Source organism: Paenibacillus sp. 01T431 (genome assembly GCF_056398625.1).
In genome coordinates this window covers 181,863-198,736 of sequence record NZ_JBFTPT010000011.1, presented here as the reverse complement: position 1 = coordinate 198,736, position 16,874 = coordinate 181,863, and the positions used below count along the sequence as shown (strand labels likewise).

General features: G+C 42.9%; 11 protein-coding genes. All 11 read left to right on the top strand.

The features are described 5' to 3' along the window. Nucleotides 1-71 precede the first annotated feature (71 nt). The 11 genes from AC1DM9_RS20750 (at nucleotide 72) to AC1DM9_RS20700 (ending at nucleotide 16,794) form a co-directional block, all read left to right on the top strand. The gene (locus tag AC1DM9_RS20750) at nucleotides 72-992 is read left to right on the top strand and encodes an ABC transporter permease (RefSeq protein ID WP_477551207.1); all 921 of its coding nucleotides are present in this window, start codon (nucleotides 72-74) and stop codon (nucleotides 990-992) included. Between the two features lie 13 nt (nucleotides 993-1,005). Next, nucleotides 1,006-1,875: a carbohydrate ABC transporter permease gene (locus AC1DM9_RS20745; protein ID WP_441910687.1), complete on the top strand. Its 870-nt coding sequence runs from the start codon at nucleotides 1,006-1,008 to the stop codon at nucleotides 1,873-1,875. 117 nt (nucleotides 1,876-1,992) lie between these two features. Next, complete coding sequence (locus tag AC1DM9_RS20740) at nucleotides 1,993-3,597, top strand: type 2 periplasmic-binding domain-containing protein (RefSeq protein WP_477581939.1); 1,605 nt, start codon at nucleotides 1,993-1,995, stop codon at nucleotides 3,595-3,597. Continuing rightward, nucleotides 3,590-4,705 carry a glycoside hydrolase family 88 protein gene (locus AC1DM9_RS20735; RefSeq protein ID WP_477581937.1) on the top strand — a complete coding sequence of 372 codons (1,116 nt, stop codon included), beginning with the start codon at nucleotides 3,590-3,592 and terminating at the stop codon, nucleotides 4,703-4,705. The genes AC1DM9_RS20740 and AC1DM9_RS20735 overlap by 8 nt, the downstream gene beginning before the upstream one ends. Before the next feature lie 193 nt (nucleotides 4,706-4,898). Next, nucleotides 4,899-7,091: a family 2 glycosyl transferase gene (locus AC1DM9_RS20730; RefSeq protein ID WP_477581936.1), complete on the top strand. Its 2,193-nt coding sequence runs from the start codon at nucleotides 4,899-4,901 to the stop codon at nucleotides 7,089-7,091. Between the two features lie 25 nt (nucleotides 7,092-7,116). Further along, nucleotides 7,117-10,275 (top strand): hypothetical protein, encoded by a 3,159-nt coding sequence (locus AC1DM9_RS20725; RefSeq protein ID WP_477581934.1) that lies wholly within the window; start codon nucleotides 7,117-7,119, stop codon nucleotides 10,273-10,275. Continuing rightward, nucleotides 10,272-11,315: a HEAT repeat domain-containing protein gene (locus tag AC1DM9_RS20720; protein ID WP_477581932.1), complete on the top strand. Its 1,044-nt coding sequence runs from the start codon at nucleotides 10,272-10,274 to the stop codon at nucleotides 11,313-11,315. The genes AC1DM9_RS20725 and AC1DM9_RS20720 overlap by 4 nt, the downstream gene beginning before the upstream one ends. Before the next feature lie 36 nt (nucleotides 11,316-11,351). Further along, the gene (locus AC1DM9_RS20715; RefSeq protein ID WP_477581930.1) at nucleotides 11,352-12,782 is read left to right on the top strand and encodes a glycosyltransferase family 2 protein; all 1,431 of its coding nucleotides are present in this window, start codon (nucleotides 11,352-11,354) and stop codon (nucleotides 12,780-12,782) included. A gap of 485 nt (nucleotides 12,783-13,267) precedes the next feature. Next, nucleotides 13,268-14,212, top strand: a complete 945-nt coding sequence (locus AC1DM9_RS20710; RefSeq protein WP_256710988.1) for an ABC transporter permease — start codon at nucleotides 13,268-13,270, stop codon at nucleotides 14,210-14,212. Nucleotides 14,213-14,230: 18 nt separating this feature from the next. Further along, complete coding sequence (locus AC1DM9_RS20705; protein ID WP_477510261.1) at nucleotides 14,231-15,139, top strand: carbohydrate ABC transporter permease; 909 nt, start codon at nucleotides 14,231-14,233, stop codon at nucleotides 15,137-15,139. A gap of 41 nt (nucleotides 15,140-15,180) precedes the next feature. Further along, on the top strand, nucleotides 15,181-16,794 hold the full coding sequence (locus tag AC1DM9_RS20700) for an extracellular solute-binding protein (RefSeq protein ID WP_477510260.1): 1,614 nt from the start codon (nucleotides 15,181-15,183) through the stop codon (nucleotides 16,792-16,794). Nucleotides 16,795-16,874 lie beyond the last annotated feature (80 nt).

The following is a 16,874-nucleotide window of genomic DNA, read 5'->3' as shown; positions in this document are numbered from 1 at the left end:
TGTCGTACAAACTATGTTAGGAGTTGACTCCGATGGCTAAAAGCAATATTTCACAATCTGAGCCCGGCCTCATGCTGTTTCGGACTGGAAAGGAGCGGTGGGCTTATTTAAATAAGTATAAAGCGTTATATTTTCTATCCATCCCAGGCATTCTTTATTTCTTATTATTTAAGTATGTGCCGCTTTTAGGTTCGGTTATGGCCTTTCAAGACTACAATATTTTCAAAGGTTATTTGGGAAGCGCATGGGTAGGGTTTGACCATTTTCAGCGCATGTTTCAGTATCCTGACTTTTTGCGGATATTGAAAAACACGCTTATTCTCGCATTTTACAGCTTAGGCTTTTCGTTTCCGATTCCAATAATTCTTGCTTTGCTGCTAAATGAGATTCGCAAGGTGTTCTTTAAGCGGACGCTGCAGACGATCATTTACATGCCGCATTTTCTATCGTGGGTCGTTATCGGTGGCATCGCCATTGAGATTCTATCGCCGCGAAGCGGGTTTGTAAACAATATCATTACGATGATCGGCTTTGATCCGATTTACTTCATGGGGGAAGAGTCGTATATCCGAACGATACTGGTTTCCTCTGGCATATGGAGAGACGCCGGCTGGGGAACGATCATTTATTTGGCAGCGCTAACGAGCATTAATCCAGATTTATACGAGGCTTCAGAAATGGATGGAGCGACGCGCTGGAGACAGACATTGTCCATCACTTTGCCCGCGCTTATGCCGACCATTACCATTTTGTTTTTGCTGCAGATCGGCCATTTCATGGATTTTGGATTTGAAAGAGTTTCGGTATTTCTGAACACGCTTAACGCTGGTAAGGGGGAGATTTTGGACACGTATATTTATACAGTGGGCCTTCTCGAAAGACAATATAGCTACACGACAGCCATCGGTCTATTTAAATCCGTGGTCGGACTTGTCTTAATTATGACAGGCAACACACTCAGCAAGAAGATGACTGGTGAAGGTTTATATTAAGGAGGAGACCCCCATGGTAAAAATAAGCACCGGACAGCGGTGGTTTAACGTATTCAATTATATTTTTCTTATCGTACTTGGCTTAAGCATGATTTTGCCAATCATTCATGTCGTAGCGCAATCGCTCAGCAGCAATGCAGCAATTAACACGGGCAAAGTCTATTTATGGCCGGTTGAGCCAACGCTGACCAACTTTAAGGCGGTTATTGGGGAAAAGCTCATTTGGCGGTCGTTTGGCATTAGCGTGTACATTACAGTTGTAGGGACACTGATTAATTTGGTGATGACGGCAACACTGGCTTATCCGTTGTCGCGTGCCGAATATGTATACCGCAAGCCTGTATTAATTATGGTGCTTCTGACGTTGATTTTCACTGCACCGCTTATTCCGAACTATTTGCTCGTAAAAGAGCTGGGCCTTCATGACACGTTATGGTCATTGATGCTGCCTGGAGCTATAAGCGCTTTTAATTTGTTTGTTATGCGCTCTTTCTTTATGGGGCTTCCAACGGAGCTGATTGATTCATCACGAATCGACGGCTGTGGCGAGATGCGGATTTTATGGAACATTATTTTGCCGTTGTCAAAGCCCGTTATGGCGACGCTCGGTATTTTCTATGCGGTATCGCACTGGAACAGCTATGCGAATGCGCTCTATTATATCAACGATAGATTGTTGTACCCGCTCCAAGTAAGGCTGCGAGAATTTATTATTACGGACAGCTCCTCCATTTCTGCGCCAGCCGAGGATGCCTTATTGTCTTCACCGGAAGGCATCAAAATGGCTGTCGTTGTCATTGCAACCATCCCGATTATGATGGTATATCCGTTCCTGCAAAAGCATTTTACGAAAGGAATGATGGTCGGATCTGTAAAATCATAGGCAACGTAAAAAAAACCATTGCACCATAAGTTAACACATATTAACCATTTTTCGAGCGTGATAAGCTTTGTCTATGAAAATGAAAGCGTTATAAATTTGATGAGAGGGGATCTGTTTATGAAAAAAAGAATGCTTAGCTTACTGTGTGTTATTCTCCTTACGGGTCTGCTCACAGCTTGTTCGGAGTCAAACAACAAAGTAGAATCGACAACTAGCCCAGCACCTGACAAAGAAACAGATGTGACGGATAAGCCAGCAGAGCCTACGAAATTTTCGATCGCAAGAGGCACGTTAGCTTTGAAAGCGGTGGAATCGGTAGAAGACATTAATAAAGACAAGTGGGTTCTGGAGCTGGAGAAGCGGACAAACACCGATATGAATATCCAGCTGCTTCCGCATAAGGATTTTAAACAAAAGATTTCACTTATGTTCGCAGGCGGTGAATTGCCGGACGTACTGACTGCTTATCAGTCTATGACACCGGCAAGCAAAGATATGAAAGGCGCAGTAGAAGCTGGACTGTTCATGCCGCTTGATGATCTTCTCAAATCACATGGGCAAAACTTGCTTACTGCTATTCCGAAAGAAGCTTGGGATGAAGTAACCTATCAAGGAAAAATCTACTCCATTCCGCAATACTTAAGCGTACAATCGCGCCGTGCAACATTTGTAAGAGCTGACCTTCTTGAGAAAGCTGGAATTGGGGCGCCAAAAACGATTGATGAGCTGCTGCCTATGCTTCGTGAATTTAAGAAGCTCGGCATTGAACAACCGTTTGGATTCCGTGAAAACTTCAAATATGCCGACTTCATATTGGGAGCGTACGATGTGCTTCCTTACAGCACGATGTATGAGAAACAAGGCGACCAAATCGTTCCGAAATTTTTTGATTCAGAGAACATGATGAAGGCGCTGGAAATGTATAAAGCGATGTACGATGAAGGTTTGATGGCCAAAGATTTTGCAACGATTACAGGTGCGATGTGGACGAAAAGCCGCGACGCTGGAAATCTAGGCATTTACAATGCCAATGCCAATCAACTAGGAATCTACCAAGGGGAACTGACAAAGACCGTGCCTGACGGAAAGCTTGAGATGATCGCTTCACCGACTGGTCCAGACGGCAAAGGCGGTATGATGCTTTACAACAAGACGCTTGAACAATCGTATTTGAACGCGAAGATGGATCAAGCAAAAGCAGAAGCCATTGTCAGCTATTTTGATTACATGGTTAGCGCAGATGCGAATACGTTCTTTACCTTTGGCAATGAGGGTGAGACGTATACGAAAGAGGGCGACAAAGTAAACTACACGGTTCCTGCTGACGAGGAGCAGCGCTATTCTGAACAACGTCGTGACTGGTTATGGCTGGTTAAAGACGGGGCCTTCAATAAGGATAGACTTCCGCTGGAAACGAAGGGCGCAGAAATGATGAATGGTTTTGAGAAGCTGTTGCCTAACGAGGGACGTGCCGGCGTTTTCTTTGATCCCGACCTAGACAGCTATACACAATTCCCAGACTTGGCTCCAAAGTTTGACGAGCCGTCTAAGTTCATCCTTGATCACATGGTCAAAATGATTTACGGCAAAGAAAGTATTGCGGATTGGCCAAAGGTTATCGAAGAGTGGAAAACAAGCGGCGGCAATGAAATTATAAAAGAAGCTACAGATCGTTTTAACAGTAAATCAGGCGTTGTGGTAGGTCCAGATGCTAATGCTTGAATCTTATGATTTTACAAAGGTGTTTGCGATGATTGTGCAAAAAGGAGAGAGCATGCTTCAGCAGATCGGAGATAAATCACCGCATGCTGCAAAGGCCGACGGCATTTATGACGATATGAGGCATGATTGGTGGACCTCGGGATTTTGGCCCGGCATGCTGTGGATTTTTTACGATATGACGGGAAAGGAAGCATATAAGAACGCGGCCTGGGGCTGGGACGAGAAGCTGGAAGCTAAAATGATGCAGGAAAACAATTTTCATCATGATGTAGGTTTTCAATTTTTACCGACAGCAATCATTAAACATAAGCTGACTGGCGATGCCGATGGGCTGCGCCGCGGATTGTTCGCTGCTAATTTCTTAGCAGGCAGATACAATATGGCTGGTCGATTTCTGCGGGCTTGGAACCAAGATAAGGTTGGCTGGTCCATCGTTGATTCATCTATGAATTTATCCTTGTTGTTTTGGGCTGCCCAAACGACCAATGATCCACGCTTTAAGCATATCGCAAGGGCGCATGCCGACACGGTTGTAGAGCATTTCATTCGCGCGGATGGATCGGTTAAGCATATTGTGAGCTTTGATCCGGAAACAGGCGAGTTACTCGGGGCAATCGGCGGGCAAGGTGCGGGAGCGGATTCCGCTTGGAGCCGCGGAGCAGCATGGGCTCTTTACGGTATGGCGAATACTTATCGCTATACGGGCGATGAAAAATATTTGCGTGCCTCGCAGCGAGTAGCGAACTTTTTTATAGCTAACTTGCCTTCTGATTACGTACCGCACTGGGATTTTAGAGCTTCGGAACATAGGGCAGATGAACCAAGAGACAGCTCAGCTGGCGCTTGTGCAGCATCCGGCCTCTTGGATCTTGCTTCGATGCTGCCAGTTGAGGAGGGGAATGTTTACCGTGATGCAGCTGAACGTATGCTTATATCCCTTCATGAGAATTATGCTGCATGGGATCTGCCGAATCATGAGGCAATCTTGCTTCAAGCAACGGGAAATCGTCCATCGGGTACGAATGTGAATGTTTCGTTAATCTATGGCGATTACTATTTTGTAGAGGCGGTCGCCAAGCTGAACGGTTGGAAAAATCATATCTTTTAAACAGCCATTGTTTACAAGGCTGCTCATGAGTTCATTGAACTTATGGGCAGCCTCTTTTTTATGAAATTTTATGATCGAATTGAGAATGATTGGATTTCAAGCCTTTTAAATTTTTAATTGGATATATTTGAGGTATACCGCCGAATAGACAGTGAAACAAATCTATACTTATAATGTTTTCGGGGGGCTTAAAATGAAAATTTCGAGTAAGAACTATATGTATGGTTCAATTATTATCATTATTTTAATCGCTATAGCCTATTCAAGCATATTTATTTTGAAAAATAAAATAAATGCAACAGATCATAGCAACCCCACATCACCAATGGCATCGGAGTATGTAAGCAAGGTGGATGGAAACTCTTTTTATGTTTTGGAAAATGGACAATGGACGAAAACATTTATTAAAGGTGTGAACCTTGGAGCTGGAAAGCCAGGCGCTTTTCCCGGCGAGGTTGCCATTACATACGATGAATACTATAGATGGCTTGGCTATATTTCGGATATGAATGCAAACACGATCAGAGTGTACACGATACAGCGGCCGCAGTTTTATAATGCCTTATTTGATTTTAATCAAAATGCAGTGAAAAATGGCAAGAAGCCTATTTATGTGTTTCATGGCGTTTGGGTTAATGAGAGCGATATAGCAACAATCGATGATGCTTTTGGCAGCAATGACAAGATTCTAAATGATATGAATGTTACGGTAAAAGATACGATTAATATTTTGCATGGCAATCATTATTTGCCAGTAAATAAAGGCCATGCGGACGGCAATTATACCTCGGATGTTTCGAAGTATGTCATCGGATGGATAGTTGGTATTGAATGGGAGCCTTCGCTTGTCGTCAGCACGAATGAAAATAACGCAAAGCGCAGCCATTATGATGGCAAATACCTTTATACCGTAGGCGCATCTCCGTTTGAGGCCTTTCTCACTGAAGTAGGAGATAAGTTGATTGATTATGAAATGACAACCTATAACATGCAAAGCCCGGTTGCCTTTTCCAATTGGGTAACGACAGATCCGCTAAAGCATCCTAACGAGCCTTATAAAAATGAAGACCTTGTAGAAGTAAACGTCGAGCATATTAAATGGCATGACAGCTATAAAGCCGGCATGTTTGCCTCTTATCATGTGTACCCCTATTACCCCGATACGTTTAGCTATCAGACCGATTATATTCACTTTAAAGATGCCGAGGGCAAACCAAACCCTTATTTGGCTTATTTAGAGGAAATTAAGAAGTTCCATTCCATGCCTGTTCTTATTTCGGAATTTGGCATTCCAGCCTCACGCGGCAAGGCGCATGAAAACAAAATTACAGGCTTTAACCAGGGCTTTATAGATGAACAAACGCAAGGCGATATGCTGATGAAAATGATGAAGGATATTCACGCTGCTAGTTTAGCAGGGGGATTGGTTTTTTCGTGGCAGGATGAATGGTTTAAGCGAACATGGAACAACAATGATTTGGATTTGCCTGATTCAAGGCCATACTGGCTTAATGCTCAAACGAATGAGCAGCATTTTGGTTTATTAGCGCTTGATCCTGGCAACGACAAAAGCATCCGTTATATCGACGGTTCGTTCGATGATTGGGCAAATGATACTCCCCTGTATGCTGACGATCATACCAAGCTATACGTAAAAAGTGATGAGGGATATGTCTATCTCATGATTGATGCTGAAAATTATGATTTTAATAAGGATACGTTGATCATACCGATCGATACGATAAAGGAACAAGGGAACACAAGCTTCTCACAGCTTGGCTCCACATTCAGCAAGGATGCAGACTTTGTAGTGAAAATTCATGGACCAACGGACTCACATGTATTAGTAGATGCCTATTATGATAACTACTATTTTAGATATGCGGTTCAAACGAGCCTCATCGACAAGAACCCATCCTTTCATCATAAGAACACGGGTATTTTTAACCCCATCAGGCTTAGTTTAAATAAAAGCTATGTAGTTCCGCAGCTGAACACGGTCGTTCCTTTTGCAGGATATGAGACGGGGCTGCTCCAATACGGAATAGGCAATCCGGATAACCCTGATTTTAATTCATTAAGTGATTTTTATTATAAAGATGGAAAAGTGGAAATGAGAATTCCGTGGCAGCTGCTGAATGTGATGGACCCTTCCCATAAATATGTCATTGATGATATGTATGCTCGTGGAAAAATATCAAAGCTGAAGGTAGATGGAATGAGCTTTGGCATACAGCATATCAAGATAGGCAGCACGCCGGAAACGGCGCAGCAGCCTATAGCAATGGAGGAATATAGCTGGAAGGAATGGGAGCAGCCGACATTTCATGAACGATTGAAGCCTTCCTATTACATTTTGCAAAAAGGATTTCAAGCGATGAATTAATTCATATATAAAATGAGGAATACAAATGAAAAAAAGAAATATGAAAGCTCGCTATATCATTTTAATAGCTTTATTAATTGGTTTATCGATTCCTTTCATCGTTTGGCTGCTTACACCAAGCAAAAACCTTGATGTCGTTGTCATTAATAAAACCTTTCCGACTCAAGCATCTGAAACGAGCGGCATAAGGGAGCTGGATTACAGCAAGCAGCGCGGGTTGTTTTGGATTATGGATCATCTGCGCATAAATAACCCCGCGACGAATAAAGCGTATGACGCCACGAAGGATTATTATGGGAATTTCCTCGCTGATGGGAAATTAACGGCTGTTCCTTTTGATAAACGGGCTAATGTGCCAGATCTGATCTATATTTCGGATGCGTACGGCACTGGCAATTCAAAGGTGAATGGTGTGGAACCAGTAGGGGTTTCAGGTCTGACGATGGATGAGGTTAGTTTAATAGCTACCAGCTATGCTAAAGGGACAACGGTTATTGGCGAATACAATATTGCAGGCGAGCCTACTGCGCCAAACGTATCCAAGGAGCTTGAAGCTATTTTTAACGTCGGCTTTAAGGGGTGGGCAGGCAAGTTTTTCTCGGAATTATCGTCGGCAGAAGATGTACCGAATTGGATAAGAGCAACCTATGAGCAGCAATACGGGAAAAAGTGGAGCTTAACGGGAGCGGGAATCGTTATTGCGGGCAACAATAGAATCATCATATTGGAGCGCGGCAAAGACTTTACAGGACAATCGATCAATCTATTCATGACTGAGGATCATGCTCGCAGCTATCATACGGACACGATTGATTACTATAACTGGTTTGAAATCATTGAGCCTGCAGACGATAAGTCGGTAATCGCATGGTATGACTTAAACGCTACGGAAGCAGGTCAGGAGCAATTGAAGGTCTTAGGGCTAAATACTAGATTCCCAGCAATCATTGCAAATAAATCCGGCAAGAAGAGCTCCTATTATTTTGCCGGTGATTTTAGTGATTATAAGGAACCGGAGAAGATTAAACGGTTTTGGGGTGCTTCTACGCTATACAAAATATTTAGTGTAAACAGCGAAGGGGATCATTCGTATTTTTATTGGCATTTTTATGTGCCGCTTATGTCCAAGCTGTTGAAGGAAACAAAGCCATTAGATGAAAGCATTACATTCCAGGCGAAAGCAGAGACAGCTTCAAATGGTACACAGCTCGTATCCAAAATAGTCGACAATACATTTTCCGTTTATGAAAACGGAGCTTGGAAGAGCATGTTCGTAAAAGGGATGAATATTGGCACAGCAATACCAGGTATTCCTGAAGGAAGCTTCCCGGAGGATACGGCTATTTATTCAGAGTGGCTTGAGAAGATTGGTCAAATGAACGCCAATACGATACGAGTATACACGTTGATGCCGTCAGGCTTTTATCGAGCGCTTGATATTTACAATACGAATCATCAAGATAAACCGCTGTATTTGCTTCAAAATATATCGCCGAGCAGTGAGCCGCCATCAGGCGACTTACTGAATCAAGAGTACAATGCGGCCTACAAACAAGCGATTCAAGATACCATTAACGCAGTTCATGGGAATGCCAAGTTAAAAACAAAAGAGGGGATGAACTCCGATCTGTACATGAATGATGTGTCAGGCTATATCCTTGGTTTTTTAGTTGACCCAGGCTTAACCCCTCAAAAGGTAAAGGCAACGGATCAAGCACATCCCTCTTACAACTATAATGGGAACTATGTTTCATCAGGTTTAGACGCAACGCCTACCGAGTCGTGGCTTGCTTCCCTATCGGATCGTATCTTTCAATATGAGCAAAGTAATTACAACATGCAGCATCCAGCAGCGATTACCAGCATTCCAGAGCTAGACATTCTCGAACATGCTGCATCAAATCCAGAGACGCTCGATGACGCGGTTTCAGTGGATATTAATCATATTGTTATTTCTAGCAAAGTGATCAGCGGATTTTTTGGCGCGTACAATATCTTTCCCGATCATCCGGCATTTATAGCTGGGGGAACGAAGGAAGCAAAAACTGACTATGCAGGTTATAAGCAGTATTTGGATCGTTTTATGAGCACTCAAAAAAAGTATCCCGTACTTATTAGCGAATTTGGATTGTCTACAAGCCTAGGTTCATCGCAAATATCCGCTTCTGGCCATAAGGACGGTCAAAACAGCGAGGCTGAGCAAGGAGAAGGCATCGTTGCGATGATGAATATGATAAAGGACAGCGGCAGTATGGGCGGGATTGTTTACGAATGGGCGGATCAATGGGGAAAAAGCAGCCGGTTTACCTCTTCCCTGATGATCCCTTATGAGCATGGAAGCCTCTGGCACAATGTCATTGATCCTGCTCAGCGATACGGTATTTTAGCGATAGAATCACCTACGCCGACGGAGTATGCCATGACCTTGCGGGGAACAGATCCTCTGCGCACCATTTCTTATGCTGCTAACGAATCTTATTTCTATATAACAGCCGAATTCAGTGAACTGCCGAAGTTTGATCAGAAGAACATTATGATCTATTTGGACACCGTTGACAGAAAAAATGGCGAATATATGCTGGCTCCTGACGTGAATGAAAACTGGTCTGGAGCAGAGTTTAATGTCAGCATTCAAAATACGAAGCAAGCCGAATTACTTGTAATTCCGCAATATAATGCGAGCAAAGGCAGTTATTTTACTTCCGTATCGTCTAACGGCATTTATGAGAAAATGATGCGGCAGCTCTCAAAAGCATATCAAACGTCCGGAGGTAAAACGGTTCCCGCTGCTTATGAGGATGGATCAACCTTGAATGCAGGCAGCTTTGACAACAGCAGCAGCCATTTTTATTTTGAGGGCAAGACGCTGTATCTTAGAATTCCATGGGCGAGCTTGAACTTTACTGACCCATCCAGCTTGCTCGTATTAGATGATGAGAAGAAACAAGGGGCAATCGAGAACATAAGAGACGGCGTTGCTGTTCGAATGACGGATGGCATAGTCGCTTCACTCGTTATTATGGATAAAAAAACGCAGAAGGTCGATTATCAATTTCCCGAAAGCGTTACGTCATCCGGCTACCGAACCTTTACATGGAATACATGGACGAAACCCGAATACGTATCTCGCAATAAGAAAAGCTACGACATGCTTAAACAACTTTTTGCGCAGGAGGATATATGACAAAAGAAGCATTATATTTGCTGCTCATTTCATCAGCGTTATTTTCATTTTTTTTCATATCGATTATCGTCATTTGGTTTTTTCGTTACTTTAGCGAGTCCGCGACTAGCCAATTGAAGAAGCAGCTGGAAGAGGTATACACATCCTACTTTTACACTGAAAATAAACGAACGATCGTGCAAAAACTGAACAAAATCGTCGGAAAAAGTGCTAGAAAAAAAGAGCTGTTCATTAATATCGTCATTAATCACGCTGCTGATTTTATCCATACCCATCATGATCAGTTGATGAACATATACGAATTAACGGGAACGAAAGCTTTTCTGCTCAAAAGACTGCAATCAAACAGCGTTCATATTCAGTCCTTAGCCTGCAGGCATCTAGGGGAATTGCAGCTCAGAGATACAACGGCATCTATCCTTACGCTTATTTCAAGCAAAAATAATGATGTGATTTATAATATGATGCTGGCTCTTGCGAAGCTTGGTGATTTGGAGCGGCTAGTTCATGTTCTAACCTATGACTCCCAAAATATGAACTTGTCTCATAGAGCTATTATTGAAATTATTTCTGCTTTTGACGGCTCAAAGGAAGAGCTGTTTCGACAAACAATTGATAGAAGTGATGACTATATGAAGGGCATTCTAATAAAAGCGGTTGCTGATTACAGTATTGCAGGCTTAAGCGAGCATTATATTAAATATTTGAATAGTGAGGATAAGAACCTTAGAATCGCATCGATAAGAGCGCTGAGCGAGCTGAATAATCCGGATTATGAAGCATCTATGCTAACCAAGCTTGATGATCATGATTGGGAGGTTAGAGCTGCTGCTGCCAAGGGCCTTGAGAAGATTGGGACCAAAAATAGTTTAGCGGATTTAGGGAAAACAACAGGCGACAGTGTGTGGTGGGTAAGACATCATGCCGCCAGTGCACTTGTTCTCATTCCTGGAGGTATTGCTTACGCTTCAAAGATCATCGATGGAGACGATAAATTTGCTCGGGATGCCGTGATTAGTGTGATCGAAATGACTTCCTAATGACAACTTAGAAAAACGAGGATGGTTTTTAACAACATGTATATTCTCAGAATGTTTATTATTTATTTCAGCGAGTTTTGTATGCTGTATACGATTGGAATAAACATCTTTTATAATGGGCAAATGCTGATCGCTTCGCTAGATATGTTTAGTTATTTACGAAAAATGAAAGCTTCGGATTATAAAAGATACATTGATTCAAAAAATATGATTCCGATTTCTATCATTGTCCCTGCGTACAACGAGGAGAAAACGATAGTTGATAATATTAAATCGCTGCTCGCTTTAAATTATTTTGAGTATGAGATTATTATTGTGAATGACGGCTCCACCGATTTCACAAAAGAAAAGATCATAAACGAGTTCAATTTAAAAAAGGTAAACCAGCCCATTATGCAGAGCTTGCCTACGAATGAAGTAGCTGGCATTTACCGTAGCAATCAATACGAGCGATTAATATTTGTAGATAAATTAAACGGCGGCAAAGCGGACGCTCTTAATGCGGGCATTAATGTCTCTGTCTATCCTATTTTTGCATGCATCGATGCCGATTCCATCTTGGAAAATGATGCCCTTATCAAGCTCACGATGTTATTTGTGGAAAATCCCGAAACGATTGCTGTTGGAGGGATCGTCAGAATTGCCAACGGCTCGATCATTAAAGACGGCAAGCTTATGGAGATGAATATTCCGAAAAGCAATATGGCAAAATTTCAGATTATTGAGTATTTCCGAGCTTTCTTGACTGGCCGTACGAGCTTCAGCAAGCTTAATTCCATACTCATTATTTCCGGTGCATTCGGTGCGTTTAATAAGAGGGTCGTTATTGAGTGCGGCGGGTACAAAGTGAATACGATCGGTGAAGACATGGATATTATCGTTAGACTTCATAAGGCGATGAAAGACCAGAAGAGAAAGTACAAAATACAATTTCTAGCGGACCCGATTTGCTGGACTCAAGCTCCAGAATCAATGAAGGATCTAAGAAGCCAGCGAAGAAGATGGCAAATTGGTCTTTTTGATACGCTGATAAGCTATAGAAGAATGCTTTTTAATCCGAAATACGGCAAGATTGGCATGGTGACACTGCCTTATTATTGGATCTTCGAATTAATCGGGCCAATTGTTGAGGCACTCGGCTATATCTTTATCCCACTTGCCTATTTATTTGGCTTGCTTGCGTTTGACAGCTTTATTACTTTTTTTGTTATCGCGTTTTTACTCGGCACTACCTTATCAATGGGCAGCATCTTACTCGAGCAAATTACATTTCGCAAATACAGCTCGCTTAAAGAAACTTTGCTGCTTGTGCTGTTCGGCGTGTTGGAGAACTTAGGTTATCGTCAGCTTACTGTTTTGTTCCGTGTTGAAGGTATTTTTAATTTTAGAAGAGGCCGTCATTCATGGGGAGCAATGAACAGAAAGAATTTTGTTTCAAGCAAAGAGAAAAATGATAACGATAAGTGATGCTGAAATGGCAATGGAAGAGTAGCTGCGTGCAGATGCGGATGCTCTTTTTTTTGCAATTGAACGATAGGGAATTCTCTAAATAGGCAACCGCAATAAGAAAAAGGATCAATGGGCTTAGAAATAATGAAAACGCATACATGTCATTCTTGAATAGACCACTCTTTGAGGGGGTTTGGGCTTGTATGGGGGGCGAAAATCGATTGGTAAATCTTGCGGTTGCCGATAAATAGGCGATTTATCAACAAAAATGACACATTTGAGAAGTTATCTGAATAGTCGCAGTAGTTCGCGAATTGATGTTTCTCCATAAATATAAAGCGCTATCATGCGATACGGGAAATGACATATTTACGAGAATTGTTATGTTCCGTATTGTTGTGAATGTAAGCGATAGCATTTCCGAAATTCCTGTCGCTAATCACCAAACAAAAGCAATTATAACGAAACGGGAAAGGAGTGATTTTATGCAGGAAGCAAGTCCAATGAACGCACCAAATATGCTTCCGGAACCGACGAAAGAGAAGAGCAGAATGTGGAAAAGACTCCTTCAAAATTGGGAATTGTACTTATTCATTGCACCCGCATTTTTCTACTTTCTAATCTTCTCTTACGGTCCGATGTACGGCATACAAATCGCATTTAAGAACTTCATACCAACGAAAGGGATTTTCGGAAGCCCTTGGGTCGGTTTCGACCATTTTGTCCGATTTTTTCATTCTTATTACTTTTGGGACTTGATATGGAACACGTTAAGTATTAGCCTGTATGAACTCGCTATTGGGTTTCCGATACCGATTATACTGGCGCTTGCCTTCAATGAGCTGAAGGGTGGTTCCTTCAAGAAAATGGCTCAGACCGTCACTTATGCGCCGCATTTCATTTCAGTCGTTGTTATGGCAGGCATGATCATTACGTTCTTGTCGCCTTCATCGGGAATAGTGACACATCTTATTGAGTGGCTTGGATTTGATGCTCCAGATTTCTTGACGGACCCGAAGTGGTTTAAGACGATGTACGTATTCTCTGGTGTTTGGCAAAGCGCAGGATGGGGAACAATCATATATTTGGCTGCGCTTTCAGGAGTAGACCCGGGTCTGCATGAGGCAGCCATTATAGACGGAGCTTCACGCTTCCAACGGGTGCTTCATATTAACATTCCGACGATTATCCCTACGATGACCATTCTTTTAATTCTGAACATGGGAAGCTTGCTTGGGGTTGGATTTGAGAAGATATTGCTGCTCCAAAACTCGCTTAACATGGGAGCATCCGATGTCATTTCAACCTTCGTATACCGATCAGGGCTTGTCGATGCCCAGTATAGCTTCTCGACGGCGATCGGCCTGTTCAATTCCGTCATTAACGCCATTATTTTAGTGCTTGTCAATCAGATCGTAAGACGCACCAACGAAAACAGCCTGTGGTAGAAGAAGGGGGTATGACCGATGATTTCCGCCGTTAAAGAGTCCGGAAGAGATAAAGTGTTTCTGATATGCAACTATATTTATGTATTTCTCGCTTTTATTGTAGTCGCCTATCCTGTCATTTATATGATTAGCGCTTCGATAAGCGATCCGAAATTGGTGGGTTCCGGCGAGATGTGGCTGTGGCCAAAAGGCATTACGTTTGAAGGTTATAAGAGGGTGTTCCAAAACTCCAGCATATGGACAGGTTACGGCAACACCATTCTTTATACGGTAGTAGGTACGTCGATCAATTTATTCGTTACGCTGCCTGCTGCCTACGCTCTAAGCCGCAAAGACTTTATGGGACGAAACTTTTTTATGGGGATGTTCCTCGTCACGATGTTTTTTGGAGGAGGGCTCGTACCAAGTTACTTGCTCATCAAGGAACTCGGAATGGTGAATACGATATGGGCGATCGTCATTCCTTCGGCCGCTTCAATCTGGAACATCATTGTAGCGCGCACGTTTTTTCAATCCTCTATACCAAAAGAACTGCAAGAGGCTGCCCAAATTGACGGGTGCACCAACCTGCGGCTGTTCGTCAAAATCATTTTGCCGCTGTCAATGCCAATCATTGCCGTTATGGCTTTGTTCTATGGTGTTGGCAACTGGAACAGCTACTTCTCGGCACTTATCTATTTGAATGATGCCGCAAAATATCCTTTACAGCTTGTGTTGCGGCAAATTCTTGTTTTGCAGGAAATGTCGGCTCAGGGCGGGGGCGTAATTGATGCTTCATCAGCATCAGCTCTTAATAACAAAGCTGAAATCGCTGCGCTGGTCAAATATGCTGTTATTATCGTTGCGACAGCACCGATTATCGCCGTTTATCCATTTCTTCAGCGTTACTTTGTGCAAGGTGTCATGATTGGTTCCGTTAAGGGCTGATTTTGCTCATAAATAATTTTAAAAAAGGGAGAGGGTTTAGGATGAAAAAGCTAAAAAAAGCATCATCTTTGTTACTCAGCATTACGCTGCTTGCTTCCGTATTAGCGGCATGTGGTTCGCCGAACAATGAGGAGAAAACGAATAGCAGCAATACAGGTTCCAAAACGTCCGCGTCCAATACGGCTGACGGGGTTAACAAAGAAGGGTTTCCGGTTGTCAGTAAACCGATTACCTTGAAGATGATGTCACAGGACGTTGGCGTTGCTGACTGGAACAAAATGCCTGTACTACAAGAGATGGAGAAACTGACAGGCATTAAGCTGGAATACCAGAACGCCCCGATCGACAGCTTTGCGACCAAGAAAAATCTAGTATTTGCAAGCGGAGATTTGCCGGATATGTTCTATGCAGCGGATCTGAAACCTGCAGAACAAGTCACTTACGGAACTCAAGGTGTTCTTATTCCTCTTGAAAAATATATTGATGAAGGCTACGCGCCAAATATTAAAAAGATCTTTGATGATAATCCGGACATCCGCAAGTCGTTCACCACGCCAGATGGACATATTTATGCGCTGCCGAACGTTGACTTAGCAGCAGTCTGGTACCGCGGTCCGATGTGGTACAACGGCAAGTTCTTGAAAACTCTTGGGGCAACAGAGCCTAAGACGACAGAAGAGCTGTACGCCTATCTGAAGCGTGTTAAGACTGAAGACCCGAATGGAAACGGTAAGCAGGATGAAATTCCGCTCACATCCGACAAACTGAACGATTTGCGCATGTACTTCCTCGGTTTCTGGGGCATTTATGATGAGGTCGTTTATGCCGATAAGGATGGCAAAGTACATTACACGCCACAAGAAGAGGGTTACAAAGGATATTTAACGTTCCTCAACCGTCTATGGAAAGAGGAATTGCTGGACCACGAGACCTTCTCGCAAACAGGTGAACAGAAGAAAGCAAAAGGGAAAAACAATCAAATTGCTTTGTTCAACGACTATTACCCTTACTTTACGCTAGGCGGCGAACCAAGCGAAGACAACCCGTTGATGACGCCAGTGAAAAGTGAAATTGCTGATTCTCCTGTCTATGGCAAGCACCCTGGTATTTCAGCGAATGGTACCTTCGCCATCACAAGCAGCAATCCGGCTCCAGAGGCAACTATGCGTTGGGTAGATTACCTATACAGCTATGAAGGCGCTACCTTGTTCAATCAAGGTCCTGAGAACCTTCTGTGGAAATATAAAAACAAGGAAACGCATGAAAAGGAATGGCTTCCTGTTCCAGGCGGCATCGACCGTGAAGAATACCGCGGAACGATGACACCAAACTATGGTATTCTAACGCCGGGTATGAACTCAAGCGATGTTGCCGTAGGCCTTCGTAGCGAATTCGATCTATGGATCGATAAGCAAAATGCAGAGAAGCTTACGCCAATCGCAAAACCGCCTTACCCTAACGTTTATTTGACAAATGAAGAGCAAACTGAGGCTTCTGCTTTGTTATCTGATCTGAACACTTACGTTACACAGATGGAAGCGAAGTTCGTAACGGGCCAGGAGCCGCTCTCCAATTGGGACAAGTATTTAGAGCAAATTAAAAAAATGGGCGGAAATCGGATTGCTGAGCTTTACCAAAGCGCATACGACAGATAATTGACAGATAAATAAACGAACAAGAGCATGAACCCAGAAACAGCAAAAACCCGGTCATGCGAAATGCTGACCGGGTTTTG

Bases quoted from the DNA above. Each gene is read 5' to 3' on its own strand.
- AC1DM9_RS20705 (WP_477510261.1), top strand. From the start codon at position 14,231: ATGATTTCCGCCGTTAAAGAGTCCGGAAGAGATAAAGTGTTTCTGATA.
- AC1DM9_RS20750 (WP_477551207.1), top strand. From the start codon at position 72: ATGCTGTTTCGGACTGGAAAGGAGCGGTGGGCTTATTTAAATAAGTAT.
- AC1DM9_RS20710 (WP_256710988.1), top strand. From the start codon at position 13,268: ATGAACGCACCAAATATGCTTCCGGAACCGACGAAAGAGAAGAGCAGA.
- AC1DM9_RS20725 (WP_477581934.1), top strand. From the start codon at position 7,117: ATGAAAAAAAGAAATATGAAAGCTCGCTATATCATTTTAATAGCTTTA.
- AC1DM9_RS20730 (WP_477581936.1), top strand. From the start codon at position 4,899: ATGAAAATTTCGAGTAAGAACTATATGTATGGTTCAATTATTATCATT.
- AC1DM9_RS20700 (WP_477510260.1), top strand. From the start codon at position 15,181: ATGAAAAAGCTAAAAAAAGCATCATCTTTGTTACTCAGCATTACGCTG.
- AC1DM9_RS20715 (WP_477581930.1), top strand. From the start codon at position 11,352: ATGTATATTCTCAGAATGTTTATTATTTATTTCAGCGAGTTTTGTATG.
- AC1DM9_RS20745 (WP_441910687.1), top strand. From the start codon at position 1,006: ATGGTAAAAATAAGCACCGGACAGCGGTGGTTTAACGTATTCAATTAT.
- AC1DM9_RS20720 (WP_477581932.1), top strand. From the start codon at position 10,272: ATGACAAAAGAAGCATTATATTTGCTGCTCATTTCATCAGCGTTATTT.
- AC1DM9_RS20740 (WP_477581939.1), top strand. From the start codon at position 1,993: ATGAAAAAAAGAATGCTTAGCTTACTGTGTGTTATTCTCCTTACGGGT.
- AC1DM9_RS20735 (WP_477581937.1), top strand. From the start codon at position 3,590: ATGCTTGAATCTTATGATTTTACAAAGGTGTTTGCGATGATTGTGCAA.